This window comes from Curtobacterium ammoniigenes NBRC 101786 (assembly GCF_001571045.1).
GTDB lineage: Bacteria > Actinomycetota > Actinomycetes > Actinomycetales > Microbacteriaceae > Curtobacterium > Curtobacterium ammoniigenes.
On record NZ_BCSV01000001.1, the window covers coordinates 540,331 to 560,090 of the forward strand.

General features: G+C 69.3%; 17 protein-coding genes. 9 read left to right on the top strand and 8 right to left on the bottom strand.

Translation table 11 applies throughout. The features are described 5' to 3' along the window. Window positions 1-40: 40 nt before the first annotated feature. The gene (locus CAM01S_RS02390) at window positions 41-796 is read right to left on the bottom strand and encodes a Maf family protein (protein WP_066515752.1); all 756 of its coding nucleotides are present in this window, start codon (window positions 794-796) and stop codon (window positions 41-43) included. 14 nt (window positions 797-810) lie between these two features. On the opposite strand from CAM01S_RS02390, the gene CAM01S_RS02395 reads away from it, so the two are divergent. The 4 genes from CAM01S_RS02395 to CAM01S_RS02410 all read left to right on the top strand — a co-directional run bounded on the left by CAM01S_RS02395 (window position 811) and on the right by CAM01S_RS02410 (window position 5,368). Further along, complete coding sequence (locus CAM01S_RS02395; protein WP_066515754.1) at window positions 811-2,106, top strand: class I SAM-dependent RNA methyltransferase; 1,296 nt, start codon at window positions 811-813, stop codon at window positions 2,104-2,106. 238 nt (window positions 2,107-2,344) lie between these two features. Next, window positions 2,345-3,049, top strand: a complete 705-nt coding sequence (locus CAM01S_RS02400; RefSeq protein ID WP_066515757.1) for a response regulator transcription factor — start codon at window positions 2,345-2,347, stop codon at window positions 3,047-3,049. Beyond that, on the top strand, window positions 3,039-4,310 hold the full coding sequence (locus tag CAM01S_RS02405; RefSeq protein ID WP_066515759.1) for a sensor histidine kinase: 1,272 nt from the start codon (window positions 3,039-3,041) through the stop codon (window positions 4,308-4,310). Before CAM01S_RS02400 ends, CAM01S_RS02405 begins: the two co-directional genes overlap by 11 nt. After that, entirely contained in the window at window positions 4,307-5,368 is a 1,062-nt protein-coding gene (locus tag CAM01S_RS02410) for a DUF8320 family protein (protein WP_066515774.1), read from the top strand. The genes CAM01S_RS02405 and CAM01S_RS02410 overlap by 4 nt, the downstream gene beginning before the upstream one ends. Window positions 5,369-5,784: 416 nt before the next feature. Here the strand turns inward: CAM01S_RS02410 and CAM01S_RS02415 are convergent, their stop codons facing one another. Together CAM01S_RS02415 and CAM01S_RS02420 are read right to left on the bottom strand one after the other, a co-directional pair. Continuing rightward, entirely contained in the window at window positions 5,785-6,036 is a 252-nt protein-coding gene (locus CAM01S_RS02415; RefSeq protein WP_066515777.1) for an acyl-CoA carboxylase subunit epsilon, read from the bottom strand. After that, window positions 6,033-7,628 carry an acyl-CoA carboxylase subunit beta gene (locus tag CAM01S_RS02420; RefSeq protein WP_066515781.1) on the bottom strand — a complete coding sequence of 532 codons (1,596 nt, stop codon included), beginning with the start codon at window positions 7,626-7,628 and terminating at the stop codon, window positions 6,033-6,035. Before CAM01S_RS02420 ends, CAM01S_RS02415 begins: the two co-directional genes overlap by 4 nt. Window positions 7,629-7,702: 74 nt before the next feature. On the opposite strand from CAM01S_RS02420, the gene CAM01S_RS02425 reads away from it, so the two are divergent. The 3 genes from CAM01S_RS02425 (at window position 7,703) to CAM01S_RS02435 (ending at window position 10,500) form a co-directional block, all read left to right on the top strand. Then, a complete protein-coding gene (locus CAM01S_RS02425; protein WP_066515784.1) occupies window positions 7,703-8,560 on the top strand; it encodes a biotin--[acetyl-CoA-carboxylase] ligase in 858 nt (285 codons plus the stop codon). A gap of 4 nt (window positions 8,561-8,564) precedes the next feature. After that, entirely contained in the window at window positions 8,565-9,098 is a 534-nt protein-coding gene (locus tag CAM01S_RS02430) for a PH domain-containing protein (RefSeq protein ID WP_169795811.1), read from the top strand. A gap of 100 nt (window positions 9,099-9,198) precedes the next feature. Continuing rightward, window positions 9,199-10,500 (top strand): UDP-glucose dehydrogenase family protein, encoded by a 1,302-nt coding sequence (locus tag CAM01S_RS02435; protein WP_066515793.1) that lies wholly within the window; start codon window positions 9,199-9,201, stop codon window positions 10,498-10,500. 13 nt (window positions 10,501-10,513) lie between these two features. Here CAM01S_RS02435 and CAM01S_RS02440 read toward each other — a convergent pair whose 3' ends face one another. Then, complete coding sequence (locus CAM01S_RS02440; protein WP_066515795.1) at window positions 10,514-11,182, bottom strand: hypothetical protein; 669 nt, start codon at window positions 11,180-11,182, stop codon at window positions 10,514-10,516. A 127-nt stretch (window positions 11,183-11,309) separates the two neighbouring features. Continuing rightward, the gene (locus CAM01S_RS02445; RefSeq protein ID WP_083527655.1) at window positions 11,310-11,795 is read right to left on the bottom strand and encodes a GtrA family protein; all 486 of its coding nucleotides are present in this window, start codon (window positions 11,793-11,795) and stop codon (window positions 11,310-11,312) included. 147 nt (window positions 11,796-11,942) lie between these two features. Between CAM01S_RS02445 and CAM01S_RS02450 the strand changes: the two genes are divergently transcribed. Together CAM01S_RS02450 and purE are read left to right on the top strand one after the other, a co-directional pair. Further along, window positions 11,943-13,073, top strand: a complete 1,131-nt coding sequence (locus CAM01S_RS02450; RefSeq protein ID WP_066515799.1) for a 5-(carboxyamino)imidazole ribonucleotide synthase — start codon at window positions 11,943-11,945, stop codon at window positions 13,071-13,073. Between the two features lie 21 nt (window positions 13,074-13,094). Beyond that, window positions 13,095-13,631 (top strand): 5-(carboxyamino)imidazole ribonucleotide mutase, encoded by a 537-nt coding sequence (purE, locus tag CAM01S_RS02455; RefSeq protein WP_066515804.1) that lies wholly within the window; start codon window positions 13,095-13,097, stop codon window positions 13,629-13,631. On the opposite strand, the gene CAM01S_RS02460 is transcribed toward purE, so the two are convergent. The 3 genes from CAM01S_RS02460 to rfbD form a co-directional block, all read right to left on the bottom strand. Further along, a complete protein-coding gene (locus tag CAM01S_RS02460) occupies window positions 13,621-17,436 on the bottom strand; it encodes a GH25 family lysozyme (protein WP_066515807.1) in 3,816 nt (1,271 codons plus the stop codon). The two genes, purE and CAM01S_RS02460, sit on opposite strands and share 11 nt — an antisense overlap. A 222-nt stretch (window positions 17,437-17,658) precedes the next feature. Further along, entirely contained in the window at window positions 17,659-18,804 is a 1,146-nt protein-coding gene (locus CAM01S_RS02465) for a glycosyltransferase family 4 protein (RefSeq protein ID WP_066515811.1), read from the bottom strand. Between the two features lie 102 nt (window positions 18,805-18,906). Beyond that, window positions 18,907-19,758: a dTDP-4-dehydrorhamnose reductase gene (gene rfbD, locus CAM01S_RS02470; protein WP_066515824.1), complete on the bottom strand. Its 852-nt coding sequence runs from the start codon at window positions 19,756-19,758 to the stop codon at window positions 18,907-18,909. Window positions 19,759-19,760 lie beyond the last annotated feature (2 nt).

Genomic DNA, 19,760 nt, shown 5'->3' on the forward strand with positions numbered 1-19,760 from the left:
GTGGCATCGACAAGAAAGGTGCCGGGAGGTGGGCGGATACCTACAGCGTCGACCAGAGGTCGTGCCACGTCACGTCGAAGCCGACGCGGAGCATGCGTCGGAGCATCGGCAGGGACAGCCCGACGACGGCTGACGGTGCGCCGTCGATCCGGCTGATGTATGCGGCGGCGCGCCCGTCGATGGTGAACGCGCCGGCGACCTCCAGCGGCTCGTCCGTCGCCACGTACGCGTCGATCTCGTCCGGGTCCATGTCCTCGGCAAAGGTGAGACGAGCGCTGTCGACCGCAACAACGTGGTCGCCGCGCACCTCGAGCCCATCGGCGCCGAGCAGCGGCCCGCACCGGAGCTCGCGCCCGGAACTGGACGGCGCCGCCGGTGGCACCCGGACCTCGGCACCGTTCGGCGCGACCCGGTCGCGGCGCCGATCGACCACGCAGTGACCTGACCACAGCACGCCCGAACCCGCAGCGAGCATCTCCCGCCACCGGGCTCGCGCGACAGCCGGGTCGTGCGGCTTTCCATACAGTCGTCCCGCGACCTCGAACGCTGAATCGCCGCCGAAGACAAGGCCGTCCACCGGGTGCCCGGCGACGCTCCGATCGGCGACTGCATGCGCCTTCGCCAACGCGAGCAGCGACACGAGCTCGGGACCGCTGAGCGCACGCCCCAGGGTCGCCTCCGCGTCCGCCGCGGCAGCGTCCTCGTCGACACCGGGCGCGACGAGCACCGGCTCGATGCCCGACTGCGCAAGGAGCGATCGACGTGCCGGCGAGGTGCTCGCGAGGTACAGGCGCATGCGACCATCGTTCCATGGGAGAACGAACCGGGACTGACGTCGAGCTCGAGGTCGGGGACATCGCGCATGGTGGGATCGCGGTGGCGCGGCTCGACGGTCGCGTGGTCTTCGTCGAAGACGCCATCCCGGGCGAGCGTGTGCGGGCACGCATCACCGACGACCGGAAGCGGTCGTTCTGGCGCGCGTCCGCGGTCGAGGCGATCGAGCCCAGTCCGCACCGGGTCGAACACGTCTGGTCGGCAGCGTCCATCGATCGCGACCCCGCGGACCGGGCGGGCGGTGCCGAATTCGGCCACATCGCCCTTGCGCATCAGCGGGCGCTGAAGGCACAGGTGCTCGTCGACGCGTTCGCTCGCTTCGCGCACATGGAGGTCGAGTCGCTTCCGCGCACCGATGGGCCGCTCGTGCAGGCGGCGCCGGGGGACGAGGACCGCGGGGGCCTCGCCTGGCGGACCCGGGTGCGCCTCCACGTCGACGAAACAGGCACGGCAGGGCCGTTCGCGAGCCGGAGCCACCGGGTGATCCCCGTCGCCGATCTGCCGCTCGCGACCGCCGATGTCCAAGCCGTCGCGCCGCTGCGTCCCTACGCGCTTCCCGGCGTCGCCGTCGTCGATGTCGTGGCACCGGCGCACGCCGACAACGACGAACCGGGAGGCCCGTCCACCGATTCCGGCGCACGGCTCGTGATCGACGACCAGGCGCCCACGGTGATCACGGAGCAGGTGGGGGACCGGACGTTCCACGTCGATGACACGGGCTTCTGGCAGGTGCACCGGGCGGCGCCATCGGTGCTCACGGGAGCGATCGGGCGCCTCGTCGACCGCGATCGGCTCGATGAGGACGGGCACCACCTCGATCTCTACGGCGGTGTGGGCCTGCTGGCTGCGGCGCTGGCGGAGGTGGTGGGGCCGCGTGCGCGGGTGTCAACGATCGAGTCCGCGCCCCGCGCCACCGAGCATGCGCAGGAGAATCTCGCGGAGTGGGTGGGCGCGCGAGCGGAGACGGCCCGGGTGGATCGTTGGCTCCGTCGGACGCTCGCTGGAGCGAGCCGGACCGAGCGTGAGCGCCTGACCGCCGGCACGGTCGTGCTCGACCCGCCACGGTCCGGAGCGGGTCGGGAGGTCGTCGAGAGCCTCGTCGAACTCGCGCCGGCGCAAATCGTCTACGTCGCGTGCGATCCCGTCGCGCTCGCGCGGGATGTCGGCCTCTTCGCCGAGCACGGCTACCGGCTCGACGCGCTCGAGGCACACGACCTGTTCCCGCACACGCACCATCTGGAGGCCGTGGCTCGGCTGGTCCCGGCCGCCTGAGCCGCGCTCCACCCGAGTCGGCCAGCCGCTACAACTCGGACGACCGCCGCGCGGGACGATGGTGCCGAGTGTCCTCCGAAGTGCAGAGGCGCGATCGTCGGCGACGCCGGCGCCGCGCGGGACGCTGTTGCCGCATGTCCTCCGAACTGCGGACGCGCGATCGTCGGCGACGTCGGCGCTGCTCGGTACGATGGTGAGGCGGCCGCAGCGCGTCCGCGCGTGAGCAGGAGAGGGCACCGTGGCAGCAGAGCCGAGCGGCAGCACGGACGTGACCGATCCGGACCATCGGCCGGTCCGCGTGGCGATCGTCGATGATCACGAGTCCGTGCGGCTCGGGATTCAGGCGGCGTGTCAGAACGAGGGGTTCCAGGTCGTGCTCACCGCCGCGAGCGTTCCCGACTACCTCGCGCAGCTCGCCGGACGAGAGGTCGACGTCGTCGTGCTCGACCTGTCCCTCGGCGACGGCAGCACCGTGACGGAGAACGTGAAGCGCGTGCAGGGAACCGGCGCAGCCGTCCTCGTGCATAGCATCGCGGACCGGGTCGCCAGCGTCCGGGAGGCGCTCGCCGCTGGTGCGGCGGGAGTGATTCCGAAGTCTTCCGCCACCAAGACGGTCATGGCGGCCGTCGCCACGGTCGCGCGGGGCGACGTCTTGAACAATCTCGAATGGGCCTCGGCGATCGACGCAGACCGCGACTTCGCGAAGGCGCAGCTTGGGCGTCGGGAACGCGAGATTCTGCACCTCTACGCGTCGGGCCTCCCGTTGAAGCTCGCTGCGCAGCAGCTCGGGATCGGCTACTCGACAGCGCGCGAGTATCTCGATCGCATCCGCGTGAAGTATGTCGAGGTCGGCCGCCCAGCACCGACGAAGGTCGACTTGCTCCGACGCGCGGTGGAAGACGGCATCCTTCCGGGCCTCGACACCGATGGTGATGGCCGCTGACCACCTGCCCTTCGGGCAGGATCCGGCGCGCGGCGTTCGCGCGCCGATCACACAGGCGACGATGGACCGCGCGTTCGCGATCCTGCTCGCCGTCGCGGCCATCGGCTTCAGCGCGACGACGGTGCCGCTCGTCCTCGCGCAACTCCACGCGCTCGACCCGATCGCGGGCCCCGTCAGCGCGACGATCGTCGGCGCGTCGATCATCTTCATCGCGGTCGGCGCAGTGTTCCAGCGGGTGGCGCGCATCGCGCAGGTGGTGCACGCCGTCGTGTTTCTCGCCTGCTTGATCGCGTGGCCGCTGATCGCTCCGCACGGGCTCCCCGCAGGGCAGGTGCCCTGGCCGTGGTGGCTCTGCAACGTCGCCACGATCGCGGCAGCCATGGGACTGTCGCAGTGGGGCGCAGCCGCCTATACGGTGCTCATTCCCCTCGTCTACGCGATCATCCGGGTGCTGCCGTCCGGCGGCGGCGTTGCGGGGGTGCGAGCGTCGCTCGACGCCGTCTACATCATGATCCTCGGTGGTGCCGCGCTGGTGCTCATCGTTGTGCTCAGGCGCGCAGCCTCCTCGGTCGACCGTGCGCAGGCGACAGCCGTCGCGCGGTACGCGCGCGCGATACGCGAGCACGCGACGGAGCTCGAACGCGTCCAGGTCGATGCGATCGTGCATGACAGCGTGTTGACGACGCTGCTCAGCGCGGCTCGGGCGGATACGCCCGAGGCTCAGGGGCTTGCGGCGTCCATGGCGCAGAAGGCGATCGAGCATCTCGACGCTGCGACGCGAGACGCTGACGATGATGCGCCGGTGACGGTCGAGTCGATCCGCTGTCGCATTGCTGCCGATATCGACGACCTCGCGGCGCCCTTCGCCCTCCGCGTCTCGGCGCCGGGCGCGCTGACAGTCCCGGCCCCGGTGGCCGACGCCCTCGTGTCGGCGACGGTCCAAGCCGCGGTCAACAGCGTTCAGCACGCCGGCCCGACGGCCGTCCGTCGCACCATCGCCGTTGAGCCCTGGCATGCGGACGGCATCCTCGTCGAGGTCGCCGACGACGGGATCGGGTTCGATGTGGAACAGGTGCCCGCCGCGCGTCTGGGCGTGCGACGTTCGATCGTCGAGCGGGTCGCCATGGTCGGAGGGTCGGTTCGCGTCCTGAGCGCGCCGGGCGCGGGGACCCGGGTGGTGCTGCGCTGGTCGACAGACCTTGCGGAGTCCGCCGATGCTTCCGGCACCGACACGCTGCCAACCGAGGCCGGCGTCGTATGAGGGTCTCCGTCCCGGCGAACATCGCCACCGCGCTCGCGGCGGTCTTCTCGCTCTACCACCTCGTCCTGGCGACCACGTCGCTCTCGCAGGTGCACCAAGTGGTCCCGGTCATCGCGTGCATGCTGCTCTACGCCGGCGCGACTGCCGTCGCGCTCCTCACCCCGGGGCATGTGCTCCGCGTATGGGCGGCATGCGCAGCGCTCGCGACCGCGTTCGCGATCCCGCTGGTCATTGCGCCGCAACTGCCGAAGCACATCGGCACCAACAGTTACGTCACGTGGTACATCGCGGCCATCGGTACGCTCATGGTGATCCTCGCGGTCCGACAGCGCACCGCGTTCGCGTGGGTCGGGGTGGCGTTTCTTGCGGCGCACACCGTGCTCTGGGCGGGCCCCGGCGCGCTCGGCACACTCGGTGTCATCGGGAGCGTGGCGTGGGTGGCGATCGCGACCGCGTTCGCCTATGCGGTGAACCGTGCGACGCGCATCACCCGCGACTTCGTCGCCGCGGAGCAGGAGACCGCCGACTGGCAGGCCGCGCAGGACGCGCATGTCTTCGAACGGCAGTTCCGCCTCGAGCAGACCACGCGGATGGCATTGCCAATGTTGCAGCAGATCATCGTCGAGCGGGGCGCGCTGTCCGACGACGAGCGGGCGGAGTGCCTCCGGCTCGAGCAGGCGATCCGTGACGAGATTCGCGGCAGAAGCCTGCTCTCGGACGACGTCCGGCGCCAGGTTCGCGTGCTGCGACGTGCGGGCGCGACCGTCCAACTCCACGACGACGGCGGCCTCGAAGACGTCGAACCCGACGATCTCGCACGCATTCATTCGCGCCTCGCGGCAGCCCTACAGGAGGCCGAGGGCTCGGACACGGTGATCGTGCGAACCGTGCAGGGCGGTGCGGAGGCGGCGGTCACCGTCGTGGGACTCCGTCTCGACACGGAGGCGAGCGAGTCCGCCGCGCTCGGCATCGAGGACGACGATGACGACGATGCCGGTGAGTCCGTCGTCGTCTGGCTGGAGATTCCGCGGCGGGAACAGCCGGCAGTCCAGGCCTGAACCGCCAGACCTGCACGCTGCTCCGCATCCGGAGGCCAGCAGTCCGATCGTGTTCCGCAGGCAGAAATGGAATCGGGGCCGGCTGCTTGGCAGCCGGCCCCGTCACAACCCCGAGTCAGGGCGACAACCCGAATATCGCCCTGACTCGTATCCGGATGGGAGCGTCGTACCCTAGTCAGCCACCATCCGGCGATGAACCTCAGAGTTGAGAAACACCGAACACAGATAATGATGCCGATTCGTCGAGTGCGCCGCAGTCGTCATTTAGGGGGACAAACTATCTTCGGTCCACTATTCGTTGTCCCACGTCCGAGGGGAGACCGTTCCGTCGCTCCGCGCAGAATCGGGAGATCGACGCCTGCGGACGAACTCAGTGATCCCTGAGGTGTCCTCGCAAGGGGGGACACCGGGGTACATCAGGCCGATCGGAACGAGTGCACCCAGGCGTGCGGACCGACCGGGAGCGGCCGTCGCAGCCCACGAGCCGACGCGTTCCACGCGGCGCGTGCGTCGCCATCGTCCACAGTGTGGCGTTCCGATTCCCACGCGAGCTGCGCGGCCTGGAGCACGGCGATGACCGCGGCGAGTTCATCCGGCGTCGGTGAGCCGGCCACGACGCGGAGGCCAGCATCGTGAGATTCGAGCTCGGGCAGCGGTGGAGTGCTCACAGCGGAATGTTCCCGTGCTTCTTCGGCGGCAGCGCCGCCCGCTTCCCGCGGAGGGCCCGCAGTGCCTTGATCACCGCGACGCGCGTCGCGTGCGGCTGAATGATGCCGTCGAGCTCGCCGCGCTCCGCGGCAAGGTACGGTGACGCCACGTTGTAGAGGTACTCGTTGGCGAGACGGCTGCGGACCGCCTGCACATCCTCACCGGCCTCCTCCGCACGGCGAATCTCGGAGCGGTACAGGATGTTGACCGCTCCCTGGCCACCCATCACGGCGATCTCGGCCGTCGGCCACGCCAGGTTGATGTCCGCGCCGAGCTGCTTCGACCCCATCACGATGTACGCGCCGCCATACGCCTTGCGCGTGATCACGGTGACGAGCGGCACCGTCGCCTCGGCGTAGGCGTACAGGAGCTTCGCCCCGCGGCGGATCACACCCGTCCACTCCTGGTCAGTGCCGGGCAGATAGCCGGGCACATCGACCAGCGTCAGAATCGGGATGCCGAACGCGTCGCAGAAGCGAACGAAGCGCGCCGCCTTCTCGCCGGCGTCGATATTGAGCGTTCCGGCCATCGACTTCGGCTGGTTCGCGATGATGCCGACGCTGCGGCCCTCGACGCGGCCGAAGCCGACGATGATGTTCGGCGCGAACAGTGGCTGCACCTCGAGGAAGTCCGCTTCGTCGACGAGGTGCTCGATGATCGTCATCACGTCGTACGGCTGATTCGTCGAGTCCGGGATGACCGTATCGAGGTCGCGGTCGGCGTCGGTGGTCTCGAGCTCGGGGGCGACGTCGTAGGCGGTCGTGTCCGAGAGGTTGTTGTCCGGCAGGAAGCCGACGAGTGACCGCGCGTAGTCGAGCGCATCGTTCTCGTCATCCGCCAGATAGTGCGACACACCGGACACCGCGTTGTGGGTCTGGGCGCCGCCGAGTTCCTCGAACCCGACGTCCTCGCCGGTCACCGTCTTGATGACGTCCGGGCCGGTCACGAACATGTGACTGGTCTTGTCGACCATGATCACGAAATCGGTGAGGGCCGGGGAGTAGACGGCTCCGCCCGCCGCCGGGCCCATGATGATCGAGATCTGCGGGATGACACCGGAGGCCGCGGTATTGAGACGGAAGATCTCGCCGTACTTGCCCAGGGCGACCACGCCCTCCTGGATCCGCGCGCCACCCGAGTCGAGAATGCCGATGATCGGCACCCCCGTCTTCAGCGCGTGCTGCATGATCTTCACGATCTTCTCGCCGGCGACCTCGCCGAGCGAGCCGCCGAACACCGTGAAGTCCTGCGCGTACACCGCGACCTGGCGCCCATGGATCGTGCCCACGCCGATGACGACCGCGTCCCCGTAGGGACGTTTGGCATCCATGCCGAATGCATGGGTGCGGTGGCGGACGAACTCGTCGAATTCCACGAACGAGTTCGGGTCGAGGAGGGCGTCGATGCGCTCCCGTGCCGTCATCTTGCCCTTGGCGTGCTGCTTCTCGATCGCCGCTTCGCCGGCGGCGGTGACCGCCTCGTGATAGCGGTTGCGCAGATCGGCGAGCCGACCGGCGGTGGTTGCGAGATCAGGGGTGTCCGCGGAAGTCACCCGCTCACCCTACCGGCGCGCTCCGCGGCGATCCGTTGGAGAGTTCCTCCTGTGCGCGCCGTACATTTGCGTACATGTCCTCCGAACCCGGAACCGCGGTCGATCGTCCGTCGCACGACGGCTTCGTACGCTGCGCAGCTGCCGGAATCGAGCTCCGCGTCGTCGACCGAACCGGATCGACGAACGCTGACCTGCTGGCCGTCGCGACCGAGACCGATCACCTCGCCGTTCTCGCGACGCTGGACCAGCGGGCGGGCCGGGGACGGCTCGACCGAACGTGGGTGGCGCCTCCCGGGCAGACGCTCGCGGTGAGCGTGCTCGTGCGCCAGTCGATGGCCACCGCGTCCGGTTGGCTGCCGCTCATCGCCGGCGCGGCGATGCGGGACGCCATCGTCGCCGTCGTGCATCCGACTCGTGCGGTCCAGCTGAAATGGCCGAACGACGTGCTGATCGAGGGTCGCAAGGTGAGCGGCATCCTCTGTCAGGTCGCTGCCGACGGCTCCGTCGTTGTCGGCGCTGGCGTGAACCTCACCATCCCGCGCGACGCGCTTCCCACCGATGCCTCGACCTCCCTCTCACTCGAGGGGGCTGCTCCGCGGGCCAGCGCCGGAAGCGCGGCGGGTGACGGCGACGGTGAATCCGCGCAGGAACTCGCCGACCGCGTTCTCGTGCGCTTTCACGGAGCGTTGGCCGCGATGGTCGCAGCGCTCGCCGATGGGCCGGGCGCAGCGGACGCGGTCAGGACGCGCGTTCGCGATGCCTGCGGAACCCTCGGTCAGACGGTCCGCGTCGAGCTTCCCGACGGGAGCGATCTCGTTGGACAGGCCGTCGGAATCGACGACGGCGGACGGCTCGTGGTGACGGACGCGTCGTCCGCGAGCGGGTTCACAGCCGTCTCAGCGGGAGACGTCACGCACCTCCGGTATGCATGACATCGTGACGGACGATCAACTGCCGCCGCCGGGGGAGCGGGTGATCGCCCGGCTCCGTCCGCATGCTCGCCGACTCGTCCGTCCGTCGCTGTTCGTCATCGTCGTGGTCGGAGCGGGCGGCGCCGGATTCGGGGTCTTCCAAGCCCAGCTCGCGTGGCTGAACGTGGTCATCGCCGCGCTTGTCGCCTTCTTCGTCGTCGTGGGTGGACTCATGCCGCTCCTCCGATGGCTTGGTCAGCGGTACGTCGTGACAACCCGCCGGCTCGTCGTGGTGCACGGTCTCGGGACCCGCACGCGTCAGGAGCTCCTGCATGCGCGGGGGTACGACGTGACGGTGCGCCGGCGCGGTCTGCAGGGCATCTTCCGGACCGGCGACGTCCTCGTGTTCCCCGGCGAGGATCCACCGATCGTCATGCGGGACGTGCCCTCCGCGGACCTCGTCGTGGCGGTCCTCCACGATCTCGTAGAGGCGCATGCCGCGCGCCGCGGGCCGTCCGGTCCGAGCTGGGAGCAGATCCTCCGCGGGCCGAACCGGTAGCGCCGACGCTCGTCGGCACGATGCCGTGAGCCCCGTTCGCAGGTCGGGCTGGCTCGAACCATTGCCCCGATCCGATCGTTCCGTTCGTTAGGTTGGTCGGGTGCGTATCTCCGTGATCGGGTGCGGGTACCTCGGTGCCGTGCACGCCGCGTCCATGGCCGAACTCGGACACGATGTGATCGGCGTCGATGTCGACCCCGGGAAGATCGACGCCTTGCAGTCAGGGCGGCCTCCCTTCTTCGAGCCGGATCTGGAGCGGGTGCTCCGAGCCGGGCTCGCCAGCGGCCGCCTCGCGTTCAGCACCGACATCGCCGCTGTCGAGGGTGCCGCCGTGCATTTCGTCGCGGTCGGCACACCGCAGGGGCCGACGGGAGCCGCCGACCTGCAGTACGTCGATGCGGCGGTGCAGTCCCTCGTGCCGCACCTGCACGACGGCGCGCTCGTCGTCGGGAAGAGCACCGTGCCGGTCGGCACAGCGGCTCGGCTCGCACCGCAGATCGACGAGCGTGGGGCGACGCTCGCCTGGAACCCCGAGTTCCTTCGGGAGGGGTTCGCGGTGCAGGACACCGTCGCACCCGATCGCCTCGTCTACGGGGTTCCCCATGGGCCTGCCGGTGCAGCGGCCGCCGACCTCCTCGACGCGGTGTACGCGTCGGCCCTCGCGGCGGGCACCCCGAGACTCATCGTCGACTACGCCACAGCGGAACTCGTCAAAGTCAGCGCGAACGCGTTCCTCGCGACGAAGATCTCCTTCATCAACGCGATGGCGGAGATCGCCGAGGTGACGGGAGCGGACGTCACCAAGCTCGCCGACGCGATCGGACTCGACGCGCGGATCGGCCGCCGCTTTCTGAATGCCGGTCTCGGCTTCGGTGGAGGATGCCTCCCGAAGGACATCCGGGCGTTCCAGGCGCGCGCGACGGAGCTCGGGCTCGAGCACACGCTGGACTTCCTCGCGGATGTCGATGCGGTGAATCTGCGGCGCCGCGCGCGCGTCGTCGACCTGGCTACCGAGCTGCTCGGGGGTTCCGTTGCGGGACGGCGCATCGCGGTGCTGGGCCTCGCGTTCAAACCGAACTCGGACGACGTGCGGGATTCACCCGCGCTGGAGATCGCGCGCCGCCTCGCCGACGCCGGCGCGCTGGTCAGCGCATACGATCCGGAGGCTGTGGTCACCTCACGTCGGCTAGCCCCCGATCTCGATTACGCCTCGTCGACTGTCTCGGCGATCGACGGCGCGGAGCTGCTGCTCGTGCTCACCGAGTGGCAGGAGTTCCGGGACCTCGACCCGGTCGCGGTCGGCAGTGCGATGGCCGGACGCGCTGTGATCGACGGTCGGAACTGTCTCGACCGCGCTGCCTGGCAGGATGCGGGATTCGACTACCGCGGAATGGGCCGCTGACCGGCCGGACGCATCACACCTTCGTCGCCGCGCCGGTGACACCGTCGACGGAGACCACACGGCCGTTCGTCAGGGTGACGTGCCAGCGCGGCTTCGACCCACTGCCGCCGAGCACCAGACTGCCCGCAGGCGCCCCGCCTTTCGTGGCCGCCGTCGTGGCCGCCTGCACGACGTCGATCTTGAGCGCTGCGACGAGCCCAGCGATCCGTGCGCGCTCGGACGCCGAACCCGACTTCGCGAACGGGCCGATGGTGACCCGCTCCGTGGTCTGCGCGACGACCGCCTGCGACTCAGCACCGCTCGACGTCGCAGCGACCACCGTCCAGTTCCCTGAGGAGTCGGTCATCTGGATGACGGTGCCGCCGGAACCGGCGACAACCCGATCGCCGATGCCCTGGTAGTCGGGGGTGGTCGCCGGCAGCGCCGCGGTCGGGGCCGTGCCGGCCGGAGCCGTGCCGGTCGGGGTCACAGCGGGCACCGCAGATGGCGTCGCGGCCGGCGCGCTCGTGCCGGCGTCGGACGGCGAACCCTGCGCGGCCGCGGCATCCACTGTGCTACGCGTCGAGGCTGCAGCGCGGGGCGCTGGCGATGGCGATGGCGATCCAGTGCAGCCGCTCACGGCAACGACGACGGCGACGCCGACGATCGCAGTGAACATCGGGCGGAAGAGGGAGGCGGACATGCGCCGATCCTCCCAAGCGGGGCGATGCACGCCCACTGCTGTGCGGGATGCCGTCGGAAGACTTGCGGGGTTGTCGCGATGTCGCGCGACCTCGCACCTGGCGCCGCTCCGCGGAATCGCGTGCGGCTCAGGCGACCGGTGCGCTCTCCGTGGCGCGCGCCTCGGCAACCGCCGCTGCCTCATTCGCGACGCGCTCGGGGTGGTACACCCAGACCTTGTACAGCCAGAAGCGGAACGCCGTGCCGAGCGCGAGACCGACGACGTTGCTCGAGATGTTGTCGGCGAGTGCGCTCGTGAACCCGAGCACGTAGTGCGAGATCCAGAGGCAGCCGAGCGTGATCAGCAGACCGCCGAGCGACACGATGACGAACTCGATGCCCTCGCGGGTGGCAACCGATCGGCGCTGGTGGCGGAAGGTCCAATACCGATTGCCGACCCAGTTGACCGCGATGGCACAGATCGTCGAGATGATCTTCGCGAGGATCGGGCCGGCGTGCACCTCCGACGGGGCGAGCACCGTCGCGCGGAGGAGGTTGAAGACGCCGATGTCGACGAGAAAGCCGATTCCGCCCACGACGCCGAAGCTCGCGAACTGCGCGATAAGACGTCGCACCCTGTCTCCTGAAGTCCGTAAAGTGAGATGCGTCTGGAACGAATTCCTCGGCACACCATCCTCGTCCGTCCAGCGTAGAACGAACTTCGGGATTGTACGGGAAGCGTTTGGCGGCCGTGTCCGAATTGCTGGAAGGAACTCTCAGAAATGGCGTTGCGAGTCGGAGTGATCGGTGGCGGCCAGTTGGCGCGGATGATGGTCCCGCCCGCAATCGAGCTCGGACTCGATATTCGCGTCCTCGCGGAAGATGAGGGCATGAGCGCGGGGATTGCGGCCAGCGCTGTCGGGGACTACCACGACACGCCCACAGTCCTCGGGTTCGCGCGTGACGTCGACGTCATCACCTTCGACCACGAGCACGTCCCGCAGGAGGTCCTCGGAGCGCTTGTGGACGCGGGGGTCGCTGTCCACCCCGGCCCTGCCGCGCTCGCCGTCGCGCAGGACAAGCTCGTCATGCGGGCGCGATTGTCCGAGCTCAGCCTGCCGGTTCCCGATTGGGCAGCGGTCGCGGACGCCGGAGCGCTCCAGGCGTTCCTCGACGACCACGGCGGGCGTGCGATCGTCAAAACCCCGCGCGGCGGGTACGACGGCAAAGGTGTCCGGGTGGTCCGACACCCGGACGACGTCGCTGACTGGTTGACGGATCTCCAGACGAACGGATTCGGCGCGCTGCTCGCCGAAGAGCTCGTCGCCTTCACGCGGGAACTCGCGCAGTCGGTCGCGCGCCGGCCATCCGGCGAGATCGTCGCCTGGCCCGTCGTCGAGACCGTGCAACGCGACGGCGTCTGCGCCGAGGTGATCGCGCCCGCGCCAGACTCGGCAGGCCGTATCGCCGACGCGGCCGAGGAGATCGCCGTTCGCATCGCAACCGAACTCGGCGTGACCGGCGTCCTCGCGGTCGAACTGTTCCAGACCGAGGACGATCGTCTCCTGATCAACGAACTCGCCATGCGGCCGCACAACACCGGCCACTGGTCAATCGACGCCGCAACGACCAGCCAGTTCGAGCAGCATCTCCGCGCGGTGCTCGACCTGCCGCTCGGCGCGACGGGGATGCTCGCGCCCTCCGCGGTGATGATCAATGTGCTCGGTGGCCCGGCTGATGGGGACATTGCCGCGCGCTACCCGGGTGCCCTGCACGCGTTCCCGGAGGCGAAGTTTCATTTCTACGGAAAGGCGCCCCGCCCGGGAAGGAAAGTCGGCCATGTCACCGTCGCCGGCGACGATGTGGACGACGTCACGTACCGTGCACGGGCGGCCGCAGCGCGCTTCGACTGACGGCGCACGTACGATCGACCCATGACCGATCCGCAGTCCGCACCGCTCGTCTCGATCATCATGGGGTCCGACTCGGACTGGCCAACCATGGAGCCGGCGGGAGCCATCCTCGACCGCCTTCGGATTCCGTACGAGACCGATGTGGTCTCTGCGCATCGGACGCCGGACAAGATGGTGCGCTTCGGTCGCGCGGCGGCCGATCGCGGGATCCGCGTCATCATCGCGGGGGCGGGAGGCGCGGCGCACCTGCCGGGGATGGTCGCCTCGCTCACCACGCTCCCGGTCATCGGCGTGCCGGTGCAGCTGGCCCGCCTCGACGGGCTCGACTCGCTGCTGTCAATCGTGCAGATGCCGGCGGGCATCCCGGTGGCGACGATGGCGATCAATGGTGCGGCGAACGCCGGGCTGCTCGCCGCCCGGATCATCGGAACGAGCGACGAAGCGGTCTCGGCGCGGCTGGCGGAGTACGCCGCAAGCCTGGAGACCGTGGTCGAGGAGAAGGCCGCTGCCCTGCGTCGGGCGCGGCAGGATTCGCCCGACGCCGGGATCAGCCGCTGACCGTCACCGACTTGCAGCCGAGGTTCGTTCCGGGGCCACCGCTGGTGTCGTTCGCGGTCACGCACACGGTGTGCGAACCCGGTGCTGCCGACAGCGCCGTGCTGAAGCCGTGCCAGGAACCGTAGCCCGGGTTGGCGAGCCCTGCGTCGATGCGGGTCGTGTTCGCCGGAGCCACCTGCGGGCTGCCCCCATCGACCGTCGCGGTAATCGTGATCGAGTCGATCGTGTTCGGGTCGATGGCCCAGCCTGCGACGGTGATCGCGCTGTTCGACCCGCTGACCGTGTCGAAGCTGCCGATGGGCGCCAGGTTCGCGACGGAGGCGGTCTTGCAGCCGAGCGGGCTGAGCGCCTGGGTGGTGGAGTCGACCGCCGACAGACAGATCTGGTGCGTGCCAGGTGCCGTGGTGATGGTCGCTGAGAAGCCGTGCGACGATCCGTACCCCGGGTAGGCGGCAGCGATGTCGTCCCTCCGCGTCGATGCCGTCGCGTTCTGGGTCGTCGATCCGTCCACGGTGAGGCGGATCTGGATCGAGCCGGTGGTGTTCGGGTCGAGGGCCCATCCGCCAGCCGTGATCCCAGTGCTCGTTGCGGTCAGCACGTCGAGGGACCCCACCGGTGCTGCGTTCGCGATCGTGACGTTCTTACAGCCGATTTGCGATGCACTGAGCGTCGTGGTGTCCACGCCGTATGCGCAGACCGTGTACGAGCCCGGCGTCTCCGGGTACGTTCCCGCGAATCCGTGCGCTGCCCCGAACCCGGGGAACGACCGCGCGATGTCGGTGCGCGTTCCATTCGCGAGGAGCGTGCTCGTCGATGCGTTGATCGAGACTTCGAGCGTGATCGACGACGCCGTGTTCGGATCGAGCGCCCAGCCGCCCACCGAGATGCTCGTCGGTGTGGTGCTGACCACGTCGAGGCTCCCGATCGGCGTTCCGTTGACGACGTTCACCGTCTTGCACCCGAGCGCGGTGTTGCTGCCGGCGCCGGTGTTGTTCACGGTCACGCACACCGTGTGCGCACCGGGGGAGAGCGCGACCATGTCATCGAATCCGTGCAGTGCGCCGTACGCGGGGAAGGTGCGCGCGATGTCCGATCGCGCCACGTTGGCCGTGATGGTGCGGGGCGAGCCGTCGATGGTCGCGGTCACCGCAACCGAGGCGGTCGTGTCCGGATCGATCGCCCAGCCGCCGATGTCGACCCCGGTACTGGTCGCCGTGAGCACATCGAACGAGCCAAGCGGATTCGTCCCGAGGACATCTGCGGTCTTGCAGCCGAGCGTTGTCGTCGCGCCAGACGACGTGTCACGGGCGGTGACGCAGACGCTGTGCGAGCCGGCACCAGCAGCGATCGTGGCTGTGAAGCCGTGCGCCGACCCGTACCCGGGGAAGGCTCTGCCCACGTCCTGGCGTGAACTGTCCGCGGTGACAGTATGCGATGCACCGTCGACGACGACATCGACGCTGATCGGTGCGGTTGCATTCGGGTCGAGCGCCCAGCCGCCGACGCTGATCGTGCTCGACCCGCCGTTCGCGACATCGAGGCTGCCGATCGGCGCCTGGTTTTGAATCGACGCGGGCTTGCATCCGAGGTTCGTGTCGGAACCACTGCCTGAGCTGAGTGCGACGATGCACACCGTGTGGTTCCCGACAGGCAGGCTGTCCGTGACGTCGAACCCGTGCGCCGATCCATAGCCGGGGAACGATCGACCGATGTCCGATCGATTCGCGTTCGCCGTGACGGTGCTCGATGCGCCGTCGATGGTGATCCGAACCGAGATCGACGCCGTGGTGTCGCCGTCGAGTGCCCAACCGCCGAGGTGCACGCCGAGTCCGTTGGTGTCGGCGACGTCGAACGACCCGATCGGTGATCCGCTGAGGACGGAGACCGACTTGCAGCCGAACGAGGCGTTCTGCCCCGCGTTCGCGTTCATCGCTGTGATGCAGATGGTGTGCGTGCCGGGAGCCGCGGAGACGGTCGCGGCGAATCCATGGTTGGGCCCGAACCCCGGGAAGGCGCGTCCGACGTCGGTACGGACCGTCGAGGCCACCGGCGTGCTGGCGACTGCGCCGTCGACCGTGATCTGGACGGGCGTCGCCGATGTCGCATCAGGATCGATCGCCCATCCGCCCACGGACACCCCGTTCGGCACGCCGACGGCTGCGTCGAATGAGCCGAATGGCGAGGCGTCCGGAACGGTGACGGTTCGACAGCCGAGGGAAAGCGCATGGGCGCCGGCCACGGTGAACGCCGTGGCGCACACGGTATGCGCGCCGGCCGATGCGGGGATCGTCGTCGTAAAGCCGTGCGCCGCGCCGAGCGCGGGGTACGCGGCCGCGATGTCGCCGCGGGTGGCGTTCGCGAGGACGCGGGTGGCTGTGCCATCGACGGTGACCTCGACCTCGGTGGATGCCGACGTGGACGGATCCGCTGCCCAGCCGCCGGCGGTCACTGACCCATAGGTGCTCTGCACGAAGTCGAGGCTGCCGATCGGCGGTGCAGCGCTGTTCGCGGCGAACGCCTGCAACGCGCTCACCGACCCGTTGAACACATCCTGATCGCCGGGGAACGCGCCCGCATCCGCCCATTGCCAGAGATTCCACGTCACCCAGCTGGCTCCGAGGGTCCCCGGGCTGGAGAAGTTCGTCGACGGCCAATACGCCGGCATGTACGGATCGTGGCTCAGTGCCGCGCTGTTGCCGGTGCACTGATTCCACCACGAGATGTTGGTGTACAAGGCCGGGTAGCGACCCGTGCGGGCGAAGATCTCGTTCGAGAAGTCGGTGATCCACGAGACCATCTGAGACGAGCTCAGTCCGTAGCACGTGCCTCCGGTATTGGCGTACGGGTTGTTCTCGATGTCGAGGAGCGGTGGCAGGGTGCGCCCATCCGCGGACCAGCCGCCGCCATGCGCGACGAGATAGTCCGCCGTCGCGGCTCCGCTCGCACTGTTGGGCGTTGCGAAGACGTACGCGCCGCGGACGAATCCGGCCGCGGTCGCGCTTGCCCACTGCGCAGCGAACTGCGAACTCGCGTACCCGGTGCCCTCGGTCGCTTTGATGTAGACGAACCGTGCGCCGTTCGCGGCGTTGGCTGACCAGTTGATGCCGCTATTCGGTTGCCATGCGCTGATGTCGAACCCGGCAGCGAGGCTGCTCGACGGTGACGAAGCGAGCTGGACGGACGCTGCAAGGTGGGTTGAGCCTCCCGAGGAAGCGGGACTGAAGGAGGTGGTCGCCGCGGTCGATCCAACCGCGGCACCCGACGGTGCAGTCGTCGCACTCGATCCGGCCGCGGGTGCCGGGATGACCGGCTTCGTCGGAATGGCTCCCTCTGCCGCGGAGACGGTGCCCATCACATGGTCGTGGGTCGCGTTCTGGACGGCGAGGGATGGGTTTGGCGCGCTGCCATCCACGCTTGCGGACTGGGATGGGGCGGGGACCGGCGCCGACGGTGCGGTGGGAATGGCGAGGGGGCTGGCGGATGCCGACGGAACGGGCGTGACCGGCACAGCGGGTGACGGTGCACCCGGAGCGGACGCGGCGGATCCGGATCCCGCGGGGCCAGCGGAGGGCGCGGGTGTTGAGGTCGCTGCGGCAGCTCGCCGAACGACGAGCGGTGTGAGTGTCGCCTGGGGTGCGCCGGCCTTCCGCGCGGTGTCGACCCGAGCGCTCCGCGCGCCCGGCTGCTGGGCGACTCCGGAGCCGTCCGGCACCGCGCTGGCGGCAACGCCGCTGAACAGCGCCACCGTGAGCGCAGCGCACATACCGATCGTCGTGCGCACCGATGTTCTGTTCGAACGAGCCATGAGATTCCTGCCTGATCCGGGACCCTGCCGTCCCGATCGAGGGTACGGAGATGGCAGGAGACCGCCACGCCCAGTGCGGGGGCTGGAAAATGCGGTCACTTTCGAGTACATCTTTCACACAGGCCACTCCAGTTCGCAAGAACCCGCCGCAGAATTCACGTTCCGTGCAATGTCGGCACCGCTCGTGGTCGTCGCCTGGTCCGGCACGGGCGACCGCGCAGATCAGAGGTCGGCGTGCAGCTGCCAGGTCTCGAGCGCCGAGTCTTCCCAGCTGAACATGCGTGCGCGGTCGGGCCCGGCGATAGCGAGTCGACGCTGCAGTTCGGGATCATGCACGACCTGGAACAGTGCCTGTGCCAGTCGTTCCGCGTACGAATCGCGTGGCGAGAGCGCGACGCTGACGCCTGCGTCGGCGGCGACCTCTTGCAGGGCGGGGGCGTCCGAGTGGATGACCGGTGTGCCGAGGTGCATCGCCTCGATGATCGGGAGGCCGAATCCCTCGGCGAGACTCGGCAGGACGAACACGGTGGCGCGGTCGTACGCGACAGCGAGGTCGGCGTCGGTGACGCGGCCGAGCGTCTTCACACGGCCGGGAGCGAGACCCGCCTCCTCGGCGAGCGCAAGAACGTCGACATCGCCCCAGCCGTCCGGTCCGACGATGACCAATGGGAGATCGGTCGGGGCGTCGGGGTGAGCGAGTCCCTCGATGAGGAACCGGAGGCCCTTCCGTGGTTCGAGCGTGCCGACAGCGAGGACGTATGCGGGCGGAAGTCCAAGCCGCTCGGCTCGAAGGTCGGCGTCGCTCGGCACCGAGAGACGACCGGTCGGGGCGCCCCCGATGACGCGGAGGCGGTCGTCGAACCGGTGGATCTCGTTGAGGTCCGCCGCGACCGCGTGCGTCGGGACGACGACCGCGTCGGCGTACCGGTACGCACGCTTCACCATTGCCTTGTGGAAGTGGACGCCGTGCGGCGTCATCGTCTCCGGGTGTGTCCACGGAACGATGTCATGCACGGTGGCGACCGTCTGCTGACCGGCCTCTCCCGACCGCCCATGCTTCACCAGCGGTGCGAGCACGCTCGGCGCGTGCACGAGGCCGCTTCGCACAGAGCGGGACACGATGCCACCCTGCCACGCGATCGACAGCTCACGGCGCGGAAGGTGCAGGCGCTCGATGTTCGCGAGGCCCGGGAGGAGCGTCCTCAGTCGCTCGATCTCGTCCGGTCCCACCGCGGAGACGATCGCCTCGACGGAGCACCCGGTGGGCGCTGTCGCGATGAGCTCACGGGTGAGTTCCTCGGCATACCGGCCGATGCCTCCGGCGATCGGAGCGAGCACCTGATCGACAACCACACGGAGGACGGTCATGTTTGCGATGCTCCTGTCGGACGGTGGTGTGTGATCGTACCAATCGCGCTGCGGCTCCAGCCGATGATGTCGATGCCATGCTCCAGCCGGAGATGGGGCGTGTCAGCGTCCGAGGGCGCCCGACTCGACGGCGGCGTGCAATGCCGCACGCCAGTGCCGCATCGGTGCGAGTCCGACCGCGGACCATGCCGCGTGTCCGAGCACGCTGTAGGCCGGACGGGGCGCGGGGCGCACGAACGCACTGCTGTCGGTCGGAAGCACGCGGGCCGGGTCGAGGCCCGACTCAGCGAAGATCGCCTGGGTGAACTCGAACCACGAGGCCTCACCAGCGTTCGTCGCGTGGTAGATGCCAGCGGGCACGTCATGGTCGACCATGGCAACCAGTTGCCTGGCCAGGTCGACGGTCCACGTCGGCTGACCCACCTGGTCGGTGACGACCTGCACGGTTTCGTGCGTCCGTGCGAGCCGGAGCATCGTTGCCGCGAAGTTCGGGCCGTGCTCGCCGTAGATCCACGCCGTTCGCACTACGGACGCGGTGTCGGGTGCGAGCGCGCGAATCGCAGCCTCGCCCTTCGCCTTCGATCGCCCGTACGCATTCAAGGGGTCCGTCGGCGCGTCTTCCGCGTAGGGAGCGGTGCCATTGCCGTCGAACACGTAGTCCGTCGACAGCGTGATGAGCCGGGCGCCGACTTCCGCGGTCGCCGTTGCGAGGATGCGGGGCCCCGCGGCGTTCACGGCGTCCGCAGCCGCCTCGTCGGTTTCGGCGTCATCGACCTTCGTGTAGGCGGCAGCATTGATGACGACGTCATGGCCGACCACGGCGGCGCGCACCGCGTCAAGATCCGTGATGTCCAGCTGCGAGCGGGTCAGCGCGGTGTGCGGACGATCCTGCAGGACGGCCTGGAGATCCTGACCGAGCATGCCGCCCGCACCGGTGATGAGAAAGCGGGTCATGG

Coding starts and splice junctions, on each gene's coding strand:
- CAM01S_RS02460 (WP_066515807.1), bottom strand. CDS start 17,436: ATGGCTCGTTCGAACAGAACATCGGTGCGCACGACGATCGGTATGTGC.
- CAM01S_RS02395 (WP_066515754.1), top strand. CDS start 811: ATGGGAGAACGAACCGGGACTGACGTCGAGCTCGAGGTCGGGGACATC.
- CAM01S_RS02405 (WP_066515759.1), top strand. CDS start 3,039: ATGGCCGCTGACCACCTGCCCTTCGGGCAGGATCCGGCGCGCGGCGTT.
- CAM01S_RS02440 (WP_066515795.1), bottom strand. CDS start 11,182: ATGTCCGCCTCCCTCTTCCGCCCGATGTTCACTGCGATCGTCGGCGTC.
- CAM01S_RS02390 (WP_066515752.1), bottom strand. CDS start 796: ATGCGCCTGTACCTCGCGAGCACCTCGCCGGCACGTCGATCGCTCCTT.
- CAM01S_RS02425 (WP_066515784.1), top strand. CDS start 7,703: ATGTCCTCCGAACCCGGAACCGCGGTCGATCGTCCGTCGCACGACGGC.
- purE (WP_066515804.1), top strand. CDS start 13,095: ATGACCGATCCGCAGTCCGCACCGCTCGTCTCGATCATCATGGGGTCC.
- rfbD (WP_066515824.1), bottom strand. CDS start 19,758: ATGACCCGCTTTCTCATCACCGGTGCGGGCGGCATGCTCGGTCAGGAT.
- CAM01S_RS02465 (WP_066515811.1), bottom strand. CDS start 18,804: ATGACCGTCCTCCGTGTGGTTGTCGATCAGGTGCTCGCTCCGATCGCC.
- CAM01S_RS02410 (WP_066515774.1), top strand. CDS start 4,307: ATGAGGGTCTCCGTCCCGGCGAACATCGCCACCGCGCTCGCGGCGGTC.
- CAM01S_RS02450 (WP_066515799.1), top strand. CDS start 11,943: ATGGCGTTGCGAGTCGGAGTGATCGGTGGCGGCCAGTTGGCGCGGATG.